The 23,573-nt window shown below is 43.6% G+C and carries 17 protein-coding genes; 14 read left to right on the top strand and 3 right to left on the bottom strand.

Annotation, left to right across the window (positions count from 1 at the left end):
- Positions 1–5: 5 nt before the first annotated feature.
- From tgt to COR50_RS09225, 8 genes are all read left to right on the top strand, one after another.
- Positions 6–1,139 (top strand): tRNA guanosine(34) transglycosylase Tgt, encoded by a 1,134-nt coding sequence (tgt, locus tag COR50_RS09190; RefSeq protein ID WP_232516324.1) that lies wholly within the window; start codon positions 6–8, stop codon positions 1,137–1,139.
- A 70-nt stretch (positions 1,140–1,209) separates the two neighbouring features.
- Positions 1,210–2,295, top strand: a complete 1,086-nt coding sequence (locus tag COR50_RS09195) for an LptF/LptG family permease (RefSeq protein ID WP_157760713.1) — start codon at positions 1,210–1,212, stop codon at positions 2,293–2,295.
- 116 nt (positions 2,296–2,411) lie between these two features.
- A complete protein-coding gene (locus COR50_RS09200; RefSeq protein ID WP_232516325.1) occupies positions 2,412–3,767 on the top strand; it encodes a citrate (Si)-synthase, eukaryotic in 1,356 nt (451 codons plus the stop codon).
- 128 nt (positions 3,768–3,895) lie between these two features.
- Positions 3,896–5,986, top strand: a complete 2,091-nt coding sequence (gene recG, locus COR50_RS09205; protein ID WP_262496298.1) for an ATP-dependent DNA helicase RecG — start codon at positions 3,896–3,898, stop codon at positions 5,984–5,986.
- A 303-nt stretch (positions 5,987–6,289) separates the two neighbouring features.
- Positions 6,290–9,901, top strand: coding sequence for a gliding motility-associated C-terminal domain-containing protein (locus tag COR50_RS09210; RefSeq protein WP_198405815.1), 3,612 nt, complete (start codon positions 6,290–6,292; stop codon positions 9,899–9,901).
- A gap of 7 nt (positions 9,902–9,908) precedes the next feature.
- On the top strand, positions 9,909–10,928 hold the full coding sequence (locus COR50_RS09215; protein ID WP_098193717.1) for a PorP/SprF family type IX secretion system membrane protein: 1,020 nt from the start codon (positions 9,909–9,911) through the stop codon (positions 10,926–10,928).
- 56 nt (positions 10,929–10,984) lie between these two features.
- Complete coding sequence (locus COR50_RS09220; RefSeq protein WP_098193718.1) at positions 10,985–12,397, top strand: FAD-binding oxidoreductase; 1,413 nt, start codon at positions 10,985–10,987, stop codon at positions 12,395–12,397.
- A 199-nt stretch (positions 12,398–12,596) separates the two neighbouring features.
- Positions 12,597–13,181, top strand: a complete 585-nt coding sequence (locus COR50_RS09225) for a hypothetical protein (protein WP_098193719.1) — start codon at positions 12,597–12,599, stop codon at positions 13,179–13,181.
- Between the two features lie 91 nt (positions 13,182–13,272).
- Here COR50_RS09225 and COR50_RS09230 read toward each other — a convergent pair whose 3' ends face one another.
- Positions 13,273–13,827, bottom strand: coding sequence for an LOG family protein (locus COR50_RS09230; RefSeq protein ID WP_198405816.1), 555 nt, complete (start codon positions 13,825–13,827; stop codon positions 13,273–13,275).
- 235 nt (positions 13,828–14,062) lie between these two features.
- Between COR50_RS09230 and COR50_RS09235 the strand changes: the two genes are divergently transcribed.
- The 6 genes from COR50_RS09235 (at position 14,063) to COR50_RS09260 (ending at position 21,117) form a co-directional block, all read left to right on the top strand.
- Positions 14,063–15,559 (top strand): sodium:solute symporter, encoded by a 1,497-nt coding sequence (locus tag COR50_RS09235; RefSeq protein WP_098193720.1) that lies wholly within the window; start codon positions 14,063–14,065, stop codon positions 15,557–15,559.
- A gap of 32 nt (positions 15,560–15,591) precedes the next feature.
- The gene (locus tag COR50_RS09240; RefSeq protein ID WP_098193721.1) at positions 15,592–16,290 is read left to right on the top strand and encodes an LOG family protein; all 699 of its coding nucleotides are present in this window, start codon (positions 15,592–15,594) and stop codon (positions 16,288–16,290) included.
- Positions 16,291–16,464: 174 nt separating this feature from the next.
- Entirely contained in the window at positions 16,465–17,109 is a 645-nt protein-coding gene (locus COR50_RS09245; protein ID WP_098193722.1) for an O-methyltransferase, read from the top strand.
- 73 nt (positions 17,110–17,182) lie between these two features.
- The gene (locus COR50_RS09250) at positions 17,183–18,667 is read left to right on the top strand and encodes a glucosaminidase domain-containing protein (RefSeq protein ID WP_098193723.1); all 1,485 of its coding nucleotides are present in this window, start codon (positions 17,183–17,185) and stop codon (positions 18,665–18,667) included.
- A 54-nt stretch (positions 18,668–18,721) separates the two neighbouring features.
- Positions 18,722–19,258, top strand: coding sequence for a hypoxanthine phosphoribosyltransferase (gene hpt / locus COR50_RS09255; protein ID WP_098193724.1), 537 nt, complete (start codon positions 18,722–18,724; stop codon positions 19,256–19,258).
- A gap of 92 nt (positions 19,259–19,350) precedes the next feature.
- The gene (locus COR50_RS09260) at positions 19,351–21,117 is read left to right on the top strand and encodes a YfbK domain-containing protein (RefSeq protein WP_098193725.1); all 1,767 of its coding nucleotides are present in this window, start codon (positions 19,351–19,353) and stop codon (positions 21,115–21,117) included.
- Here the strand turns inward: COR50_RS09260 and COR50_RS09265 are convergent.
- Positions 21,107–22,516, bottom strand: coding sequence for a sodium:solute symporter family protein (locus COR50_RS09265; RefSeq protein WP_098193726.1), 1,410 nt, complete (start codon positions 22,514–22,516; stop codon positions 21,107–21,109). The two genes, COR50_RS09260 and COR50_RS09265, sit on opposite strands and share 11 nt — an antisense overlap.
- A 37-nt stretch (positions 22,517–22,553) precedes the next feature.
- Positions 22,554–23,498: a class I SAM-dependent methyltransferase gene (locus COR50_RS09270; protein ID WP_232516327.1), complete on the bottom strand. Its 945-nt coding sequence runs from the start codon at positions 23,496–23,498 to the stop codon at positions 22,554–22,556.
- Positions 23,499–23,573 lie beyond the last annotated feature (75 nt).

Below are 23,573 nucleotides of genomic sequence, written 5' to 3' on the forward strand. Positions count from 1 at the left end.
CTGAAATGATGAAATTCGAACTTTTACACAAAGATCCGGCTTCCAAGGCAAGAGCCGGAAAGCTTACAACGGCTCACGGGGAGATCGAAACCCCGATTTTCATGCCGGTAGGAACGGTAGGCAGCGTGAAGGCCGTGACCCAGGAACAATTGCGCGAAGAGATAAATGCACAAATCATCCTGGGCAATACCTACCACCTATACTTAAGGCCGGGCTTGGAAATTTTGCGTCAAGCAGGTGGTTTGCACGGTTTTAACGGTTGGGAACGACCGCTATTGACCGATAGCGGCGGCTACCAGGTGTTTTCATTGGCCAATAATAGGAAGATCAAGGAGGAAGGCTGTGTTTTCCAATCGCATATAGATGGTTCTCGCCATCTTTTTACCCCGGAAAACGTGATGGATACCCAGCGCGTCATCGGGGCAGATATTATCATGGCCTTTGATGAATGCCCGCCTTACCCATCAGAATATAAATACGCGAAGCAATCGATGGAGCTAACCCACCGTTGGCTCGACCGCTGCATCCGTAGGTTCAAGGGCACCGATCCTATTTATGGATATGAACAAGCCTTATTCCCTATCGTGCAGGGAAGCACTTATAAAGATCTGCGTAAAATTTCTGCGGAGGTAATTGCATCTAAAGATTGCCTGGGAAATGCCATCGGTGGCCTAAGCGTGGGAGAACCGGAAGAAGATATGTACGAGATGTGCGAATTGGTTTGCGATATTTTGCCCACAGAAAAACCCAGGTACTTGATGGGTGTAGGAACACCCTGGAATATTTTAGAGAATATTAGCCTGGGGGTAGACATGTTCGATTGCGTAATGCCTACCAGGAACGGCCGTAACGGCATGTTATTTACCTGGCAGGGAGTTATTAATATAAAAAATAAGAAGTGGGCGACCGACTTTACGCCGATCGATGCGAACAGCCCCTGCATTGCAACGAGTAAATACACGAAAGCCTATTTGCGTCACTTGTTTGCCGCCGGGGAAATTTTAGGAATGCAATTGGCCAGCATTCATAATTTAGCATTTTACCTGGAACTGGTTAAAGAAGCCCGCAAAAGGATTCTAGAAGGAACTTTCGCAGCTTGGAAAGAAGGGATGGTAAAGCAATTGAGGCAAAGATTATAATAAATCTTATAATTTAGTTGCGCAAATGGGGTGGAAATGGCACCTTTATATTATTAGCGCCTGGCATTATATGAAAAAAATAGATTGGTATATTTTATGGAAGTTCATAGGAACTTTCCTTTTCTGTTTGATGGTTTTGCTCGTCATTTCCGTGGTAATCGATATTACGGAAAAGGTCGATAACTTCATCGAACACAATCTTACCTTCAAGCAGATTGTATTCGAATATTATATAGGGTTTATCCCGCATATCGTTGCTCTTTTATTTCCTTTATTCATATTCATTTCTGTTATCCTGTTTACTTCCAAGATGGCATACCGAACCGAAATAATTGCCATATTGAGTGCAGGGGTGAGCTTCAGGAGATTTCTCCGGCCCTACTGGGTGGGGGCGATCCTGTTTGCCGTCGTATTATGGTTTGCCAACCAGTACGTTGTACCGGCTGCCAACAAGATCAGGACTACTTTTGAAAGGAAATACGTTGACAAACCGGATGAGAATAAAGGGAAAATCGTGGACAGGACTTTCAGGATCGATACGATCACCTATGTTACATTAGGTTATTTTGACCGGCAGGCAAACTACGGTTCAAGTTTCCTGCTCCAAAGAATCCGCGATGAAAAGGTGTTTTTTAAAATGAGGGCCGACAGGGCCAATTACGACACGGCACATTTAGCCTGGAAATTGACCGGCGTTTCAATGCGGCGGATAGACGGGTTGAGAGAACATGTTTCAACCGTTCCGGATACCTTGTTGAAAATACCCTTCGAGCCGTCAGAGCTGGTGGTCGATGAAAAGAACATCGAGGAGGCAATGACCACGCCCGAGTTGAAGAAATTTATCGCCCGGGAAGAAATTAGGGGCAGCGAAGGACTATCTACCTTTAAGGTAGAATTGTACCGGAGAACATCGGCAGCATTCGCGATCATCGTATTAACCATCATCGGGGCTGTCTTGGCCAGCAGGAAAGTACGCGGAGGGAGCGGGTTCCATATGGCCTTGGGCATCGTGATCAGTGCACTTTATATATTATTCCTACAATTTTCCACGGTTTTTGCCACGAAAGCATCCTTGAACCCCTTATTGGCAGTTTGGATACCCAATTTCATTTTCGGTGGATTGGCGATCTATTTATATAGAAAAGCGCCAAAATAAGCCCGAATTATAACAATTTTGTAACGAATCGGGGGGATTTTTTGATCTAGTTCCCTCGGAATTTTCTTATTTTTGTTAATTGATCGATTTTGTTTTACATACCAAATTAGCGGCAAATGAGTAATAATATTGAGAAGCAACAGCCTATGAGCTACGTCAAGCTAAAGTTCAAAGAGAAGGCAGACGAGCTCAGCGTTGAAGTCAAGGAGTTAATTAAGAATCATGGCTCTACCAAAGTTGATGAGGTTAGCTTGGCACAAGTGTACCAGGGGATGCGCGGTGTTACCGGTTTAGTGACTGAAACTTCCCTGTTAGATGCAAATGAAGGAATCCGTTTCCGGGGTTATTCCATCCCGGAGTTAAGGGAAAAACTTCCGAAAGCACCCGGTGGTAAAGAACCACTTCCCGAAGGTCTTTTTTACTTGATGTTAATCGGGGAGCTTCCCACCGAAGCTGATGTTCAATTCCTCTCTTCTGTATTTGGTAGAAGATCCCATGTTCCCACACACGTTTTTTCCGCAATAGATTCATTACCGCTTCATACTCACCCGATGACCATGTTTACCGTTGGTATCATGGCATTGCAAACCGAATCCGCTTTCGCGAAAGCTTATTCCGAAGGAATCAGCAAGAAAGATTACTGGAGTTATATTTACGAAGATGCGATGAACCTGATCGCGAGGTTGCCACGTATAGCGGCATATATCTACCGCCGTAAGTATAAAAACGGTCAACATATCCAACCGAATGCGGAACTGGATTGGGCTTCGAACTTCGCCCATATGCTCGGCTTTAAAGATGAGGATTTCCACGAGTTGATGCGCCTTTACATGACAATCCACGCGGATCATGAAGGTGGTAATGTAAGCGCCCATACTACGCATTTAGTAGGTTCTGCATTAAGTGATCCTTACCTGTCTTTCGCTGCCGGCATGAATGGTTTAGCCGGACCCCTGCATGGCTTGGCCAACCAGGAAGTAATCAAATGGATTCTCGACATGCGCGAAGAACTGGGTGGCGGAATGCCAACTAAAGATCAGATCGAAGCATACGTTCGCAAAACTTTAGCCGAAGGTAAAGTTGTTCCGGGCTACGGTCATGCCGTACTTCGTAAAACGGATCCACGCTTCACGGCGCAGATGGAATTTGCAAAGAAACATCTTCCGAACGATGAATTGGTTCGTATCGTTTGGATGGTATACGATACCGTTCCCGGCATTTTGAAAGAACTAGGTAAAGCTAAAAATCCTTGGCCTAACGTGGATGCACACAGCGGCGCCCTGTTGGTTCATTACGGTTTGGTAGAATACGAATTTTATACCGTGTTGTTCGGGGTTTCCCGCGCATTAGGCGTGTTGGCCTCCCTTTGTTGGGATCGCGCACTCGGGCTTTCAATCGAAAGACCGAAATCAGTTACCACCGAATGGATGAAACTTTTCGCCGAAGGAAAATTGGAACCGATAGAAGATTAATCTTCATTTAATATATTGAAAAGGCAAATGGCTTCCCGCTGTTTGCCTTTTTGTTTTAATTTATTCAGAATCTTATCGATATTTGAGATTCTTAAATTGAAATAACTATCAATTACGTTGCTTCCATACTGTCGAACCCAATCGAATATTTAAAAGGGGTAGGGCCGCAAAAAGGTGAATTGTTAAGGAAAGAACTTGCTATTCACACTTTTGCCGATCTACTCTCATATTTCCCTTTCCGTTATGTAGACCGTACCAAGATCGACAAAATTAGGGACATCCACGGTGGGATGGATTTTGTACAGGTGCGCGGTAGGATCGTTCACAAGGAAGTGATCGGTGAAAATAGGGCCAAGCGCTTAGTGGCCACGCTGAGGGATGAAACGGGGGAGTTGGAACTCGTTTGGTTCCAAGGCCACCAATGGGTGCAGAAATCCATCCGCGAAAATGTAAATTACCTGGTTTACGGTAGGATTTCTTCATTTAACGGGGCATTGCAAATCTCCCACCCGGAGATGGACTTATTGACGGAAGAAATTGCCGGGGGCAAACAATTTTTAGAACCTGTATATTCTACTACCGAGAAATTGAAAGCCAGGGGATTAACCGCTAAAGGCATCGGCAAACTAACTAAAAACTTACTGGAGCAATTAGCCCCAACAGAAATACAGGAAAATATCCCGGCGGATGTTACCGCCCAATTTAAGTTGATGCCGCGACATCTCGCGTATTTCAAGATCCATTTCCCTGCCAATGATGATGATGTGAGGGCAGCGCAACGAAGGCTCAAGTTTGAAGAACTCTTCATCGCCCAAATCAGGATACTCCGCTTAAAGTTAAGGCGCCAACAGCAATCGCAAGGATTTATATTTAAAAACGTCGGTGACCATTTCAACAATTTCTATAATACTTTCTTACCCTTCCCCCTCACCGGGGCGCAGAAAAGGGTATTGAAGGAAATACGGCAAGATACCCAGGCCGGCAAACAGATGAACCGCTTGTTGCAAGGGGATGTTGGCAGCGGCAAAACAATAGTGGCATTATTAACCATGCTGCTGGCAATTGATAATGGCTTCCAAGCTTGCTTGATGGCGCCCACGGAGATATTATCCCAACAGCATTATAAAGGCATCAGTGAACTACTGGAAGGTATGCCCCTGAAAGTGGCATTGTTGACTGGTTCCATAAAAGGGAAGGCCCGCAAGAAGATATTAGCAGAATTAGCTGCCGGGGAAATACATATCCTCATCGGTACGCATGCCCTGTTGGAGCCGGAAGTGGTATTCCAGCATATCGGCATGGCAATCATCGATGAACAACACCGGTTCGGCGTAGCGCAAAGAGCCCGGCTCTGGCAAAAAAACAATACACCGCCCCATATTCTTGTTATGACTGCTACCCCGATCCCGCGTACACTGGCAATGACTGTTTACGGGGATTTGGATGTTTCAGTAATTGACGAGATGCCGCCTGGACGGAAACCAATTACAACCGTTCATAGAAACGAGGTGCAAAGAGCCCAGGTAATGGATTTTATTAAGGATGAAATCCGTAAAGGCAGGCAGGCATACGTAGTTTATCCGTTGATCGAAGACTCGGAAAAAATGGATTACGAGAACCTGATGCGGGGCTATGAAGAAGTGAAAGCCTTTTTCCCCGAACCGAAATATTACATCAGCATGGTGCACGGAAAACAGCCTGCTGACGTACGCGAAACGAATATGCACCGCTTTATAACCGGTGATACCCAGATCATGGTAGCTACCACGGTAATCGAAGTAGGTGTAAATGTTCCCAATGCATCTGTAATGGTAATTGAAAGTACGGAACGTTTCGGTTTGTCACAATTACACCAATTGCGGGGTAGGGTAGGAAGAGGCGCCGAACAATCTTATTGTATATTGATGACTGGTAATAAATTAGGGAATGATTCCAAGGAAAGAATCAAGGTAATGGTACAAACAAATGATGGATTTATTATATCTGAAAAGGATATGGAATTGAGGGGCCCGGGAGATATTGAAGGTACACGGCAGAGTGGCATCTTGGATCTTAGGATTGCTGATATCGTGGAAGATAAGGTAATATTGGCCGCGGCCAGGGAAACCGCCGAACGTATCCTGGAGAAAGACCCTGCCCTGGAACTACCCCAGCATAGAAACTTGCATGAATTTTTGACCCGCCAACGCTCAAAATCGAACTGGAGCAAAATTTCTTAACGGTTTTCACGTTATATTATTATAAAAGAGGACAGTAATTTTATTCGTTTAAGCAAAGACGTTATCCCTAGAAGATTCGGTTAGTTAGTCTGCGACCTGTTTTTGATGATGATATGAAATACTAGCTTCCAGTTATTTGAACGGAACCGTAACAATTTGGACTAGCTGTCCGTTAAAATAATTATATTAGTTTAAGAAGAACTTAAATCGAACCGCTTGAAATCTACGCTCCCTATTGGTATGATCTGTTGCATAATTAGCATGTTGTGGGCAGGTCCGGCTGTTTCTCAATCACAAAATTCCATGTCCTATACTCCCGTGGTATACAAGGAAAATAAAGGACAATGGGATCCTGCTGTTCTGTTTAAAGCCGAATTGGGCGGTTCTACGGTATACCTTCGTAAAACGAGCATACTTTACCAATTGTTTAATAAAAATGACATGGATGCCATTATTGAAGCCATCCATGGACATGGCCATTCAGCGGGGGGAGATCCGCCGATTATTTTCGATCCTTCCGGCAATGGCAAGGCTAGCGTGAATGTTGCAGATATTGCCAAGTCATATCCTAAGAACGACAAGATCGGTTCTTTTGATAACCTGAAATTAAGATCCCACTCTTACGAAGTCAATTTTATCGGGGCTAACCCGGATGTGTTCGTGAAAGGAGATAAGGCTGAAAAAGGTGTTAGCAATTACCTGATCGGCAATAATCCTTCCAAATGGGGGACGGATGTGCAATCATTTCAGGCGGTGACTTACGAAGGCTTGTATCCAAACATTGACCTTTTGATGTATTCCGGTTCCGGGCAGGTCAAATATGATCTGATCGTGAAGCCGGGCGGGGATGTCAATCAAATCCGCCTGGAATATAAAGGGGCTGAAAAAGTAGAGCTGATTAAAGGTCAATTAAACATTACTACTTCAGTAGGTAAGTCGTACGAATTAGAGCCGTATGCCTACCAGTATATCAATAACCAGCGGGTCAAGGTAAAAGCCAAGTACGAATTGAAAGGTAACCAGGTTACTTACAAGGTATCGGGCAAATATGATCCGAACTACCCGCTAATACTCGATCCTTCGGTTATATTCTCCACCTTAACCGGTTCTACAGCTTCAAACTGGGGCTACACAGCAACTTATGATAACCAAGGTAACCTATATGGTGCGGGCATCATTTTCGGTGGCGGCAGATACCCGGTAAGCCCAGGGGCAATTTCCAGCGGTTTGAATGGAGGGGAATTTGATATAGCAGTGACAAAGTTCTACGGTAATGGGAGCAATATATTTTACTCTACTTATTTGGGGGGAAGCGGTGTAGAACAGCCGCACAGCTTGTTTGTAGATGCACAGGGTAACCTGGTCATCTCCGGCAGGACAACTTCCGGGGATTATCCTACTACCAACGGGAGTACGTTGGCAGGTGGATACGATATGGTGGTAACCAAGTTAAATCAAAATGGTACCGGCTTCATCGGCAGCATGTACGTCGGTGGTTCTAACAATGACGGGGTGAATAAATCCGCGGAGAAAGCCGGAATGGAAGACATCAAAAGAAACTATGGAGATGATGCGAGAAGTGAAGTAATTATCGATAATGCAGGTAATATATACGTAGTAGGGAGTACACAATCCAGGGATTTCCCGGTAACTGCCGGCGCGTTCCAACCTACTTTCGGTGGTGGCGCCCAAGATGGAGTTGTGGTGAAAATTGACCCTACGTGTAATAATATTCTCTGGGCCTCTTTTCTTGGCGGAAGTGGCAATGATGCCGCCTTTGTAATAGTGTCTAGTGATGAAACTAATAGCATATACGTCGCGGGACCTACAACCAGTTCAAATATCAGTTCTATTAATACGGGTATCAATCCTAATTTTTCCGGCGGGGGCTGCGATTCATATATCATGAGGATCTCTTCGGATGGCAGCACTGTTCGAAATTTCACCTACTTGCAATCCAGCGGAAGTGCGCCTGATATGGCTTACGGTGTGCAGCTTGATAGGGCCGGGAATGTTTACGCGATGGGTACCACCGAAGGAAGTTGGCCCATTGTTAGGCCGACCGGAACGCCAACATTTTACAATGATAATTCGAAGCAATTTATAGTTAAACTATTACCGGATTTAAGTGATTACGTGTATTCGACAACGTTTGGTCAACACAGTGGTAAGCAACCTACTTTGTCGCCGGTAGCATTCTTGGTAGATCGTTGCGAAAACGTGTATGTTTCAGGCTGGGGTGGAGGAATTAATGTTTCGGCAGGATACCGTTCCGCCGCGGACGCTTCAGCTCTTACGATTAACATGCCCATTACGAGAGACGCCAAATCCAAGATTTCTGATGGTAGCGATTTCTATTTCTTCGTTATGAAAAGGGATGCGCTAGACATCCTATACGGAACATATTTTGGAGCCACGGGGCAAGCAGAACATGTGGACGGTGGAACCTCCCGGTTTGATTACAACGGGGTCATCTATCAAGCCATATGTTCATCCTGTAACCCCAATGCGCCGATAGGATTTCCAACTACGGCAGGTTCATATTACACGGGTACCCCGCATACATGTAATCTTGCAGTGCTGAAAATCGCTTTCAACCTTGACGGCGTAAAAGCTAGTATCAAAACAACCGGTAATAAAAGTCATTTTTGTTCCGGCGATCCTATCACCGCGGAAGATACCAGTGTAACAAAAGCTGTAGAATGGCATTGGAACTGGGGAGATGGTACACCGGATATTGTACAAACAACCAAGGAGCCCATAACACATGTTTATGCTCAAAACGGCGATTACGAACTGCGTTTAATTAAATACGATCCTGCTTCGTGCAATGTAAGGGATACGGCCATTATACCGATTAGGATCCGTTCCGATAGGGCAACCCTAGGGTTTACCATGCAGCGGATAGGACCCTGCACGAACTTGGAATACCAATTTGTAAATACATCGCAAGCGCCGCCGGGAAAACCTTTCACCGATCAATCATTTATTTGGGATTTAGGTGACGGCACTCCACCATTTTATAGTAATTCTACCCCGGATATTATACATGGTTATCCCGAAGGCGTCTATAACATTTCCTTGCAATTAGTGGATACTAATTATTGTAATGCCCCGGATGAGATCATTCAACAATTGCGTGTAGCTGAAAACGTTACTGCTATTATCGCTGATCCGGGAGAAGGCTGTGCACCGTATACCGTTAGGTTTAATAATGTTTCAAAAGGCGGTACAAGATTCGAATGGGACTTTTTCGCTGATGGTACCATCGATTCTAATGATCCGTACCCTACTTTTACTTTCCCGGATGTGGGAACCTTCCCGGTAAAATTAACCGCTTATGATCCGAATACCTGCAATGGTATGCACGATACTACCATATATGTTGTAGTAAGGGAAAACCCGGTAGCAGGCTATGTTTTCAGCCCGCAGCAACCTGTTCCGAATACGCCAACGCAATTCACAAGTACCGCCTCCGGTGCGCAAGATTATTATTGGACGTTCGGTGATGGGGACACTTCGGTTTTGGCAAACCCTTCACATCAATTCTTAAGAACCGGAACGTACGATGTTTGTCAAACGGTTATCAACCAATATGGATGTTTAGACACCACTTGTCAAACGGTTAGCGCGATTGTAGTACCACAATTTGATGTGCCGAGTGCTTTCTCACCCAACAATGATGGACTTAACGATGTTTTCTTAGTGAAGGTATTCGGGGCAGTACGTTTTAATATGAAAATATTCAACCGCTGGGGACAACTCGTTTTCGAGAGTTCTGATCCGAATGTTGGTTGGGATGGTAAATATAAAGGAGCTTTACAGTCCATGGATGTATATGGATACCAAGTGTTCGTTGAGTTTACGGACGGCACCAAGGGCTCACGATCGGGAAATGTTACATTACTAAGATGATTCGGAGATGAAGAAAATTATACCATATTTGCTAACCGTTACATTGTGTACGCTAGGTTTTGCAGCAACAGCACAGGATTTGCACTTCTCGCAATTCTTCAACTCGCCATTGTCTACAAATCCCGCTAATACAGGTTTTATTCCCGATGGTGATTACCGTGTCGGTGTGAACTACCGCAACCAGTGGGCTAGTATTCCAGTGCCGTACAAAACCATGTCTGCTTTCGGGGATGCACAGTTGTTTAAGGACCGGTTAGAATATGGTTGGGTTGGCGTAGGAGGCATGATCTTACACGATGTTGCAGGTACCGGAAATTTAACTTCTACCAAGGTATATGGTTCTATTGCATATCATCAGCTACTGGGTTTTAGCAGTTTGCTTTCCGCAGGTTTTAATGTGGGTTGGGCAAATAAAAGGGTAGATATAACGAAATTAACCTTTGGCGACCAGTGGAATGGGCAGTTTTTCGATTCCCAAATTCCTACTGCCGAACCCTTTGCTCAAAATAATATCAACTATCTGGATATACAGGTAGGTATGAATTACGCATATTTTCCGAATGAAAATGTGTATATCAATGGTGGATTTTCTGTTCACCATGTAAATAAACCCCAGGAAACATTCTACAATAATAATAACCAGATCGACCGCCGTTATATCGGTTTTCTGAATGCCAGTATTAAACTTTCCGATATGGTCATCATTAACCCGGGCGGCTATTATTCGCAGCAGGCCAAAGCCAGCGAAGTCGTAATAGGTGGTAATGCTGCCTATAATTTGTCGGGGGATGGAGCACAGCAATTATTCGGGGGACTATATTACAGGTTCAACGATGCCGCTATATTCCTGGTAGGCTACCAGGTTAAAAACGTCAAGATGATGTTTAATTACGATGTAACAACGTCACAATTCTCTAGCAGCAACCGCAGGCAGGGGGCTTATGAAATTGGAATTATATATACGGGATTATATCCGAACCTTCAATTTAGAAATGCTGCAAGGAAAACCTTATGCCCTAGCTTCTAACAAATTATTAAGAGAAATCTTCAAAAATCGCCCTATTACTTTCATAATTTTGCGGAATGAACCAATTGCAACAAGTAACGGGGCAAGATATAGCCTATTTTCAAAACCTCCTGGGTGCTGCATATACATTATGTGATGAAGAGTCCATGCAACCTTATTCACATGATGAAACAGAAGATTTAATATTCTTTCCACAGGTGGTATTAAAACCGGCCAATACGGCTGAAATGGCTGCCGTCATGCGGTATTGCAATGAACATATGTTGCCGGTCACGCCGAGGGGTGGGGGAACCGGTTTAAGTGGTGGTGCGCTGGCGCAATTGGGCGGTGTACTGGTATCTACCGAAAGGTTAAATAAAATTCTCGCTGTCGATGAACGTAATTTACAGGTTACGGTAGAGCCGGGCGTTATAACAGAGGTTTTGCAAGATGCCGTGAAAGAAAAGGGATTGTTTTATCCCCCCGATCCCAGTAGCCGCGGTTCTTGCTTTATAGGGGGAAATATTTCTGAAAACAGCGGTGGTCCCAAGGCTGTAAAGTATGGTGTGGTAAAAGATTATGTCTTGAATCTTGAGCTAGTATTGCCGGATGGATCCATAATCTGGACCGGCGCAAGTGTTTTGAAGAACGCGTCCGGTTATAACCTCACGCAGCTGGTAATCGGGAGTGAAGGAACGTTGGGTATTGTAACAAAGATCGTCCTACGATTGATTCCCCTACCAAAGCATGATTTGTTGATGCTGGTACCTTTTTCATCAGCTGAAAATGCTTGCGCGGCTGTAAGTGCTATTTTCAGGGCAGGCTATACGCCATCGGCAATGGAATTTATGGAACGGGACGCCTTGGATTGGGTGCTCCGTTTCGTGGATAGTAGTCTGGTCAAGATCGATGATAATGTGCAAGCCCACCTGTTGATCGAGGTGGATGGCAATTATCCCGAAGTATTAATGCAAGAAATGGAAGCCATTGCAGAAGTGGTAATGGGTTTCGATGCAGGTGAAATCTTGTTTGCCGAAAGTCACCAACAGAAAGAAGAGCTTTGGAAACTACGCAGGCGCGTTGCGGAAGCAGTGAAAGCCAATTCTGTTTATAAGGAAGAAGATACCGTGGTGCCAAGAGCTGAATTGCCGGCTTTATTAAATGGTGTGAAAGCGATCGGGCAGAAATTCGGCTTCCAATCGGTTTGTTACGGCCATGCAGGTGATGGCAACTTGCATGTAAATATTATCCGTGGTCAATTGACCGATGAACAATGGAACGGCACCCTGAAAGATGGCATCCGGGAAATATTTACACTGGTAAAATCACTGGGCGGCACTATTAGCGGGGAGCATGGCATCGGCTTGGTCCAGAAGGAGTTCATGGGTATCGTGTTTGAACCTATCCAGATGCAATTGATGCGCAAGATCAAGGAAGTCTTCGATCCGAATTATATATTAAACCGGGGGAAGATCTTTGATGGTGAATGATTGTATTAATAGGTATGAAACTCAATGAATTAGTTTAATGCAATCTACCACTTAAAGTCTTTCCTAGTATGCATTATTGATCGCAGGGTTTTTCAGCAGGCAGTGTATAATAGATACTTTTTATACATTTTACCTCGACATTTGCAGCACGATACGGAAAAGAACTTAAATTCGTACCAATCATTATTAAAACGATATTATGAAGCGATTACTAACATTGGCAATTATCTTGCTATTGGCTACACAAGTTTCAAAAGCGCAATATTATAAAACCGATACCGTGCAAAGGAAAGGTTTTGATAAGTCCCGCTTAATCGTTGGAGGTATGTTGGGTCTAGGTTTCGGTGATTATACCAATATTAATATTTCCCCGATGGTCGGTTATCGTTTCAGTCAATGGATCTCCGCGGGTATTAATGTTAACTTTCAATACGCATCTTCTAAAACCCGGGATTGGGGTACTAATAACGTGTTAGACAAATATAAATACACCGTTTACGGTGGTGGCGTTTGGGGAAGGGTACACCCTTTCGAATTTTTATACATCCATGTTCAACCGGAATATAACGCGATATCTGAAAAACAAACCGTGTATACTAATCCCAGGCAGGTTTTTACTGCTAATTACGGCGCTCCCAGCTTATTGGTTGGCGGTGGATATATGCAGGCTATCGGGGGAAACTCGTATTTCACGATCGGTTTGTTATACGATGTTCTACAGGATGCCAATTCACCTTACGGCAGCCAACCGATTTACCAAGGAGGTATCAACATCGGTTTATAATCTTTTAATAGTTAGCTGATAAATAAAAATCTAAAGCGTTTATGCAGAATGTAACCTAGCATAAACGCTTTGCTTTATATGATATATGATATCAATCGATCAAATCAGCTTCTAACATGCTTTTCAGTAAACCGTTCACATTGTCGGCGATGTGTAGATTGTCTGTTTGTGCTTGTTGGGCGAAGCCTTCTTTACAGGCAAATTGGATATGTTGGTACAAATGATCATAAAATCCATTTACATTCAGCAAGCCTACAGTTTTACTATGTAAAGTCAACTGGTTCCAGGTGATGATTTCGAATAATTCATCCAAGGTGCCGAAACCGCCGGGTAAGGCGATTGCCGCATCGCAAAGTTCGTACAGGATCGTTTTCCTTTGATGCATCGTTTTCACCTCGATCTGCTGTGTCAAATGTTGATGTTTCCGTTCTTTAGTATTCAGGAACTCGGGGATGACGCCGATTACTTCCCCTCCTTCTGCTAGCGCGCTATCGGCTACTAACCCCATTAAACCTGCTTGCCCACCACCATAAACAATCTTGATGTCTTTTCGTGCTAATAATTTACCCAGTTCCTTGGCCATATCTGAATAAATGGGCTGATTCCCGACACTTGAACCGCAAAAAATAACAATGCTTTTTATCATATCAAGAGATTTCAATTCTCCGAATGTACAAAGCTCCCCTTGATTACGGTTACTAAATTCGAAGTATTTACCTATTTTTAAACATTAATTAATGATCCAATGGGGTGATCTACTTTATTCATGCTCCCCTTACCTGCCAACTTGTACCCGGGAATCAAGGGGGATTTTGAATGGTAATTGTATGATGAGGTCGATGTGAATGATTTTTCAACCAGCATAATTTGAATTTATTTTTATGGGAACAAATGCTCCGGTAGCACCAGCTTTATTCTTATTTTTTATAGCATGTTACTTCTGTATTTTATTATTGATATCGTATATCACGGGAAGGAAAGCTGATACGGACTCTTATTTCACAGGGAATAAGAACTCCGTTTGGTATCTTGTTGCCATCGGGATGATTAGTGACTCGCTGAGCGGTGTAACTTATATTTCCGTTCCCGGGAAAGTAAGCGTGGCGCAGTTTTCCTATTTACAAACGATACTAGGTTATATATTGGGTTACGTGATTATTGCCAAAGTATTATTGCCTTTATACTATAGCAGGAATTTAACTTCTATTTATACCTACCTGCAAGAACGTTTCGGTCCCATTACACAGAAGACGGGCGCCGTGTTTTTTATAATATCCAGGTTAGTAGGTGCAGCGGCACGCCTGTTCTTGGTTGCCGGTGTATTGCAATTGTTCGTGTTTGAACATTACCATATACCATTTGAATTGTCGGTATCTATCATGATTGTCCTGATGTTGATATATACCTACCGGGGCGGTATTAAAACCTTGGTTTGGACGGATGCGCTGCAATCAACATTTCTATTGGTGGCAGTGGTGTTAACGATTGTTATCATCACGAGAGACCTGGGTTGGGGAGTTACCGATTTAGTCAGCAACGTGATACACAGTCCTTATTCCAAGACCTTCTTCTGGGATTGGAAAGCTGCCAACTTCTTTCCCAAGGAATTTTTCGGCGGTATGATGATCGCGGTTACGATGACCGGCTTGGATCAAAATATGATGCAGAAAAACTTGACGATCCGTACGTTGAAAGATTCTCAGAAAAACGTGTATTCATTTAGTATCATGCAGTTGGTAGTAAATGTATTTTTCCTATCGCTCGGCATCCTGCTCTATCAATATGTATTAGCAAAAGGCATCCCCTTACCAACAAATTCGGAAGGAATAGCTGTAACGGATAATATCCTGCCATTATTAGCATTATACCATCTCGGTACTTTCGCCGCGATCGTATTTATTGTTGGTTTAACTGCTGCCACTTTCTCAAGTGCAGATAGCGTACTGACTACTTTAACGACATCTTTCTACATCGATATCCTGGGGATGAAGACCGATGAGATGGATGGCAAGAAAAAAAGGATCAAGAATGTAGTACACGTGTCGTTCGCAGTCTTGCTACTGTTAACGATCCTGATGTTTAAAGCGTATAACGATGATGCGATCATCGATACCATTCTTTTCTTAGCCACGATCACTTACGGGCCGATGTTAGGATTATTTGCCTTCGGTATATTGAATAAACGGGTTACCTGGGACGCGAGTTCCATCCTGGTAAGCATTGCCGCGCCCTTAATCTGCATTATCCTGAAACAAAATTCGGAAGAATGGTTCAATCACTATAAATTTGGGAACGAACTCCTAATCGTAAACGGTATGCTTACGTATATCGGGTTGTACATATTTTCGAAAAAGCGGGAAGTAAATAGCACCCGGTAACGTTTAGATTGTTAATGGAAAATTGTTAGTAGATGAATGATTCACTTAAAAACCTCAAACTTCGCGATTGGACGGAAACCAAGGCGCATTCCAGCTGGCAGATATTCAAAATCATGGCCGAGTTCGTGGAGGGCTTCGAAGCGCTGGCAAAGATTGGTCCCTGCATTTCTATTTTTGGTTCCGCGAGAACTAAGCCCGGGCATAAATACTATGAATTAGCGATGGATATTGCCCGCAGGCTTTCAGATGAAGGATTCGGTGTAATTTCGGGCGGTGGCCCGGGGATTATGGAAGCGGCTAACCGCGGGGCGCAACAGGCCAATGGTAAGTCCGTAGGTTTGAACATCCAGTTGCCGCATGAGCAGTTTGCCAATCCTTATATTGATAATGATAAGAGCTTGAACTTCGATTATTTCTTTGTTAGGAAAGTGATGTTCGCTAAGTATTCCCAAGGTTTCATCATGATGCCGGGTGGCTTTGGAACGATGGATGAATTTTTCGAGGTGGTGACCTTGATACAAACCAAGAAAATGACAGAGACGCCACTGGTTTTAATCGGGAAAGCTTATTGGTCAGGGTTGTTTGATTGGGTTAGGAAGGTGATGCTAGAAACGGAACACAATATCAGCCCGGGTGATATGGATCTCGTCCAGATATTCGATACGGCGGAAGAAGTGGTTGAATATTTCAGGGTATTTTATACCACCAACAAACTAAGACCAAACTTCTAGTAAATACAACAAGGCAAGAGCACCCGCTTCTTGCCTTTTTTATTTTTCAGCCATTGAAAATAAAATTGGACGATTTGTGTAAAATTCAGCGGATATTCCATTTCATTGGATTCATTGACACAGAATTACATATTTTAAAGTAGGTTTGCATAAACATCAAAACAGGATTAACTCATGGAGCTGATACCAACAGCCGTACAAGAATTCGCGGAAAAATATACCTCCCCGGAGGGTGATTTACTCTACCGCTTACATCGCGAAACCTATTTGAAAGTTGAACAACCCCATATGCTTAGCGGCCATTTGCAAGGTCAATACCTTTCCATGTTAAGTCAAATCATGGCGCCTAAAAGAATCCTTGAAATAGGTACCTACACGGGTTATTCTGCTATCTGCTTAGCAAAGGGCTTAACTTCGGATGGACATTTGCACACGATTGATATCAACGAAGAGTTAGAAGAGTTATGTCAAAAATATTTTAACGCGGCAGGATTAACCGGTAAGATTACGATGCACATCGGTAAAGCAGCAGAGATTATTCCCACGCTAGATGAAGTATTCGACCTGGTCTTTATCGATGCGGATAAATCAGGTTATATAACTTATTTTGACCTGGTATGGAATAAATTAAGGCCTGGCGGCGTTATCTTAGCGGATAATGTATTGTTTCATGGTGATGTTTTGAAAGACACTTCGGAGCAGGGCACGCAAGCAAAAGCGATGATCCGCTTCTGTGAGAAGGTGATAGCGGATGATAGAGCCACGAAAGTACTCCTGACCTTACGTGATGGATTGTTGATGATCCGCAAAAATGAGTAGAGATAGTACCGTAAATTCAATAATATTTACAAACTTTGTAATACTAACTTACTAACCCGTTAATTTTATCGACATGCGTAAATGTTGCTGGATATTCCTGTTTGTATTTGGCTTCACGGCCATTTCGCGGGCGCAAAAGATTACGCCTACCCAATATATCGAGATGTACAAGGATTTAGCCATTGCCGAAATGAAGCGCAGTGGTGTGCCTGCTTCCATCAAATTGGCCCAGGGCATAATCGAAACTCAAGCCGGGAATAGTTGGCTTGTGATCAACTCCAATAATCACTTCGGTATAAAATGTAAAAATAACTGGGGCGGTGAATCCGTGTATTACGATGATGATGAAAAAGGGGAGTGCTTTAGGAAATACCCCAGCGCTTACGATTCATATAAAGATCATTCTGATTTTTTAAGAAACAATCCCCGTTACGGGTTCCTGTTTAAATATGATGTCAAAGATTATAAATCCTGGGCATACGGGTTGAAACAGGCGGGTTACGCTACCAGTAAAACATATACGCAACATATCATTTCCACGATAGAGAAGTACCATCTGGAAGATGTAACATTAGAAGGTTTGCGGGATAAAAGCTCTTACGCCGAATATGCTGCTAGCCACCATATTAAGGAACAGCCGGCATATGCCGTGCAAACTCCCGGTTATACAAAGCCCGGTACAACTACTAATAATAAACCGCTCCCGGAACCGCGCAATGTTACCTACCCCAGCCATGGTACCTTCGAAATCAACGGCCGCAAAGCCATTTACGTTGCCGCGGGAAGCTCCATGATCCAACTGGCAAAAGAGCATAAGATCAGGTTGAGCCGGTTAGTACAATACAATGATCTGCCAAACGATAATCCCCCCGGAAAAGCAATGGTTTTATTCCTTCAGAAGAAAAATAAGAAGGGCAAAACGGATTATCACCTGGTGGCCAAAGGCGAATCTATGCATGATATTGCCCAGGCTGAAGGTATCCAGATGCGTTGGCTGTTGAGGAGGAATAAGATGAAAGAGGGCGATGAACCAACACCGGGACAGCGTTTAGCCTTGAATGGCTATGCATCCCGAACACCCGAATTGCTTGCGAAGGGAATGGATCCGGATGATGCGGGGGATGCTAGTGATGGATTCATCAAGGAGATTACTTCTACAGGTAAAGATATCGTGCAAAATACAGCCAATAATTCCAATACGGATGAAATTGCTGGAAATTCTAACCAGGGGCAGGTACAGAAAAACGGAACCCGCCCGGGACCATCAGCTCCCAGGGATGTTCCTGCCGTGGAAAAAAGGGGCCCGGACCCGGTACAAAAAACGATTCCTGCCACTTCCAATAGTGAACCGCAACCGGTATCCACGGGGCAGCAAAAGCCCTCACAACCACAGCCTGGCAATCTGCCGGCTGGTATGAGTTACCACGAGGTAGTGGAGAAAGATACCCTTTATAATATATCAAAGCGTTATAATGTGACGGTAGCGCAGATCAGGGAATGGAATCATTTACCGGGATATGATATACAAATTGGGCAACGGTTGATCATCCGGAAGTAAATCGATCCGTATATTTGCGTTTTGATTATGGCTAATACGTAAAAAAATGTTGATATGGCGGTGATCCAGGTACATGATAAAAAATTTCAACCTTATATTGACGAAGCTACCTTGCAACAGCGTATCCGCGAGATGGGAGCAGCCATTAGCAAGGATCTTGCAGGGGAGAAACCATTGTTTATTGCTATCCTCAACGGTTCCTTTATGTTTGCGGCAGATATATTCAAGCATATTTCCATCGAGGCGGAGATATCTTTTATCAAGCTGGTTTCTTATAGAGGAACGAAATCTACTGGGAATGTATTAACTAGTATCGGTTTAGATGAGGAATTGATTGGTCGTACCGTGGTCATCCTGGAAGATATCGTCGATACGGGCAAAACCTTGAGTACCTTTTTACCGCAGTTAGAGCACCAACAGCCCAAAAGGTTAATCATTGCTTCGCTTTTACACAAACCGGAAGCAACCACGCATCCCCTTAAGATCGATTACTTGGGTTTCAGCGTGCCAGACAAGTTTTTACTGGGTTATGGCTTGGACTATGATGGACTGGGTAGAAACTTACCCGCTATTTATCAATTAGTTGAGTAACCTGTAACTTTCTTATATAGAGCAGCGCCCGGGAAATTTTGTAATCCTAGGGCGTTTATTTATTTTTAATATATAGATTAGCATGTAAACTGATGCAAAAGCTCCTCTCTTGGCTTTTCTTCATTTGTTGCAGTATCAATTTATATGGGCAAAACAGGATTGATGGCGCGGTGCAAGATGCATTGACTCATGATCCAATCGGCAATGTTAGCGTATCAATTGTAGGAGATTCAACCAAGACAGTAACTAACCAGTATGGCCTTTTTCGTTTAGCCACGCCGCCGGGCGCCATCCAGTTAAAATTTGAGCACCCGCGATACAAAACTAAAATCGTGGAAGTCTTTGCACATGATCGCGCTTTGATAGTACTCGAACCTTTACCCCAAACTGCCGCAGATAATGAATTAGCCATTGCTAAAGCCAAAGCTAAAGCCCGCTTATCGCGCGGAGTAAACCCCAACTACGGTAACGTGGGTATCGGTATCCCTGTTTATTTCAATGAAACTTACGGTAAAATTTATGAAAATAAATTCGTTGACGCCTCCAAAGGAAATGTATCTAACTTCGCGATAGACGTAGACCGTGCCTCGTATAGCAACATTCGCCGTTTCATTAAACTAAAACAAGATGTTCCACCCGATGCCGTGAGGATCGAAGAAATGGTAAATTATTTTTGCTACGATTATGCTCCCCCGCTGGATGGAGCGCTCTTTGCCCTGTATACCACCTTGAGCGATTGCCCATGGAACCCAGGGCACCTCGTTTTGCAACTTGCCTTAAAAGCTAAGCAAATACCATCGGACAGGCTGCCGCCGAGTAACCTGGTTTTTTTAATTGATGCTTCGGGCTCCATGTCGGCGCCGAATAAATTGCCCTTAGTTCAAGCAGCAGCCAGGGTCTTGGTCGAAAACCTCCGTCCACAGGATAAAATAGCTATCGTGACTTACGCCGGGGCGCCGAGTTTGGTACTGAACAGTACTCCGGGAAATGAAAAGGAGAAAATATTGCAAGTAATTGATTATCTCAGCGCAAGGGGAGCAACGGCAGGAGAGGCGGCCTTGCACCTGGCTTACAGCGTTGCGGAAAGCCATTTCATCCCGGGAGGCAACAACCGTGTTATCATTGCAACGGATGGTGATTTTAACATCGGGCAAACGAGCGATAAGGATATGGAAGATCTCATATTGATGAAGAAGGAGTCCGGCGTGTATTTAACTTGCCTGGGTTTCGGTATGCATGACTACAAGGATTCTAAATTGGAAACCCTGTCTAGCAAAGGTAATGGGAACTTTGCTTATATAGATGATTTGGAAGAAGCCTATAAAGTGTTCTCCCGTGAATTTGGAGGCACCTTGTTCACGGTGGCCAAGGATGTTAAAGCTACGGTGGCATTCAATGATCAACAAGTAGCTTCGTATAGGTTAATCGGTTTCGAAAATAAGATGATAAAAGATCCCGTGGTTGACTCAAATTTTATCCAAGGTGGTATTATCGGTTCAGGTCATTGCGTAGTTGTATTATACGAGATCGTTCCGAGGCAAGGCATCGACATAAATAGTATGAAAAATTGGGCCCGGCTAAACATAAAGTATAGAACACCGGTAAATGAGCAACTTCAAGAAGATAATTTTGATATAACAACAGGATATACCCCATGGCATGACAGCCCTGTTGATTTCCAGTTTTCTAATGCAGTGGCGCTTTTCGGGATGTGGTTGAGAGGCTCGCAGTACAAGGGAGATCAACCTTACGAGCTTGTACAGCAGCTGGCAAAAAAAGCCTTGGGAAAAGATGAAGCTGGCTACCGCAAGGAGTTTGTTAAATTAGTAAAACAAGGGAAAAAGTGTATTAAACAGTAGCCTTTTCATCAAGTAACCAAGCCGGTAACCTGAAATTCCTTTCAACAATAGTTCCTACCAACATACCTAGCATGCTTGCCACCAACCCGATAATTAATGTAGGGGTTGTTGTTGTGGCCCATTCCGCCCATAAATAGGCCAAGGTACCCATGATTATAGATAATAATGCGCCTAAAGCCGTTGCTTTTTTCCAATAAAGACCGGCTGTTAAAGGAATAAATAAAGAGACTAAGCTCAAGACAGAAGAAGCTGCTACCAATTCATAAATATTCTGACTGCCCAATGCCATTACCAGGGAAATAATCGAAACAATAATTACAGATAACCGGATGATCCTGAGCAACCTTTGATCGCTGATTTCCTTGTAAAACCTACGGATGATATTTTCTCCCAACACCGTTGCCGGGGCTAAAATGGCGCCGCTGGTGGTACTCATAATAGCTGAAAGTAATGCTCCGAAGAACAATATTTGTATAAATAAGGAGCCATGTTGCAGGACCATCTGCGGTAGAATCTTGTCATTTTCACCCGTAAGCAATTGGGGATACAATACCCTCGCGCCCATAACGATCAAGATGGGCATCATGCCGATACATAAGTACATCAATGATGCCAGGTACGAAGACCTGACGGCCACTTTCTCACTTTTTGCAGACATCAACCTTTGAAATACATCTTGCTGCGGTATGGAACCAAGGCCGATCGTTAGCCAAGCAGCAATATAATGCAACCAATTTTGCCAACCTGCTTCCGGCAATAAACGCAGGTGTTCTTTCGGTGTTTGGTCGATTAAGGGATAAATGCCTCCCGCTTTATTCAATATGTCAACTGTGATGATAATCAGGCCTATAATGATCAATATCGTTTGTATAAAATCCGTTACCGAAACAGACCACATCCCGCCCATATACGTATATCCCATGACGATTAACCCGCTAACGATCATCGCTACTTCTTGCGGTATCCCCATGACGGTATTCATCACGATGCCCATCGCGACTATTTGCGCCGCGATCCATCCAAAATAGCTGGGGATCATAAGGAGGGCCGATATTAATTCTGATTTTTTACCGAAACGGATGCGGAAAAAATCGCAGAAAGTAAGGATATTAAAACGGTATAAAGGTCTTGCAAAAAATAAACCCACCAATAACAGGCATAATGATGCCCCGAATGGATCTTCCATGATACCTAGAAAACCGTTATCAACAAATTCGCTGCTTGCGCCTAACATGGTTTCGGAGCCAAACCAGGTAGCGAAAATTACGCAAGTACTAATGCCGAGTGGCAAATGCCTTCCCGCTACTACGAAATCGCTGGCACTTTTTACTTTTTGGGCTGCCCACCGACCGATTAGGATCGTGATGGCCATGTATACCAGTATGAAAGCTGTTAACATGCGCGTGAAGATAATAAATCAATTTTTTCGATGGACGCTATTTCACCAGCTTAAAACAATGCCGGATCATCTTTCCACCGCTAAAATCGAAGGGGATGGTTTGCGCCGTAATATCCTTGATGGAACTTGCTTTTATGGCATCGTAATCCAATTTGAACTTGCGGTAATTATTACTGAAAATAATTGTTCCACCAGGCTTAGTTGCTAGAAGTATATTGTTTAATATGTCGACATGATCCCTTTGTATATCAAGAAATTCCTTCATCCTTTTACTGTTCGAGAATGTTGGGGGATCTACGACCACGAGGTCAAAAGTGTTGAGCTTAAGTGATTCTAAATACTGCAAAACATCTGCATGCACATAATGATGTTTCGAAGGTTCATATAAATCATTCAACTTCATATTGTCTTCTGCCCAGGAGAGGTAAGTTTTTGATAAGTCAACGGAAGTAACGCTGGCTGCTCCCCCTGCCGCGGCATAAACGGAAAAGGAGCCTGTATAACAGAACAGGTTGAGTACATGTTTACCTTCCGACATTTCCCTAACCATATGCCTGGTAATACGATGATCGAGGAAGAGGCCGGTATCGAGGTAATCGCTTAGGTTAACCTTAAACTTGAGACTTCCTTCATGAACAGTAAAATCCTGTTGTTCGAAGGATATTTTTTCATATTGATCTTGCCGGTTTTCTTTACGTTTCCTTTCTTTTAGATGGATATTTTCGACGGGGATCTCAAGCACTTTCGACATGATTTCTATGGCCCGGTCTTGCCATTCTTCGTATTCCTGTTCCGATAAGTTATGTTCTTTTTTGTACTCTGCAACGTAGAGGCTGTTTTCATAAATATCGATACAAAGCGGGAACTCCGTTAGGTCATTATCATACACCCTGTAACAGGTAACGCCTTGCTTACGCGCAATTTTACGCAGGTGGCGAAATACCTTAACCAAGCGGTTTTCGAACATTTGAAACTTATCCATGGCAACATCAAATTAAAAGGCGAAAGTAACAATAAAGCCACTTTCGCCTGTATTTTGAGTAAATTAATATTAAAA

This window comes from Chitinophaga caeni (genome assembly GCF_002557795.1).
Lineage (GTDB): Bacteria > Bacteroidota > Bacteroidia > Chitinophagales > Chitinophagaceae > Chitinophaga > Chitinophaga caeni.

Bases quoted from the DNA above. Each gene is read 5' to 3' on its own strand.
- tgt (WP_232516324.1), top strand. From the start codon at position 6: ATGATGAAATTCGAACTTTTACACAAAGATCCGGCTTCCAAGGCAAGA.
- COR50_RS09195 (WP_157760713.1), top strand. From the start codon at position 1,210: ATGAAAAAAATAGATTGGTATATTTTATGGAAGTTCATAGGAACTTTC.
- COR50_RS09200 (WP_232516325.1), top strand. From the start codon at position 2,412: ATGAGTAATAATATTGAGAAGCAACAGCCTATGAGCTACGTCAAGCTA.
- COR50_RS09210 (WP_198405815.1), top strand. From the start codon at position 6,290: ATGTCCTATACTCCCGTGGTATACAAGGAAAATAAAGGACAATGGGAT.
- COR50_RS09215 (WP_098193717.1), top strand. From the start codon at position 9,909: ATGAAGAAAATTATACCATATTTGCTAACCGTTACATTGTGTACGCTA.
- COR50_RS09220 (WP_098193718.1), top strand. From the start codon at position 10,985: ATGAACCAATTGCAACAAGTAACGGGGCAAGATATAGCCTATTTTCAA.
- COR50_RS09225 (WP_098193719.1), top strand. From the start codon at position 12,597: ATGAAGCGATTACTAACATTGGCAATTATCTTGCTATTGGCTACACAA.
- COR50_RS09230 (WP_198405816.1), bottom strand. From the start codon at position 13,827: ATGATAAAAAGCATTGTTATTTTTTGCGGTTCAAGTGTCGGGAATCAG.
- COR50_RS09235 (WP_098193720.1), top strand. From the start codon at position 14,063: ATGGGAACAAATGCTCCGGTAGCACCAGCTTTATTCTTATTTTTTATA.
- COR50_RS09240 (WP_098193721.1), top strand. From the start codon at position 15,592: ATGAATGATTCACTTAAAAACCTCAAACTTCGCGATTGGACGGAAACC.
- COR50_RS09245 (WP_098193722.1), top strand. From the start codon at position 16,465: ATGGAGCTGATACCAACAGCCGTACAAGAATTCGCGGAAAAATATACC.
- COR50_RS09250 (WP_098193723.1), top strand. From the start codon at position 17,183: ATGCGTAAATGTTGCTGGATATTCCTGTTTGTATTTGGCTTCACGGCC.
- hpt (WP_098193724.1), top strand. From the start codon at position 18,722: ATGGCGGTGATCCAGGTACATGATAAAAAATTTCAACCTTATATTGAC.
- COR50_RS09260 (WP_098193725.1), top strand. From the start codon at position 19,351: ATGCAAAAGCTCCTCTCTTGGCTTTTCTTCATTTGTTGCAGTATCAAT.
- COR50_RS09265 (WP_098193726.1), bottom strand. From the start codon at position 22,516: ATGTTAACAGCTTTCATACTGGTATACATGGCCATCACGATCCTAATC.
- COR50_RS09270 (WP_232516327.1), bottom strand. From the start codon at position 23,498: ATGGATAAGTTTCAAATGTTCGAAAACCGCTTGGTTAAGGTATTTCGC.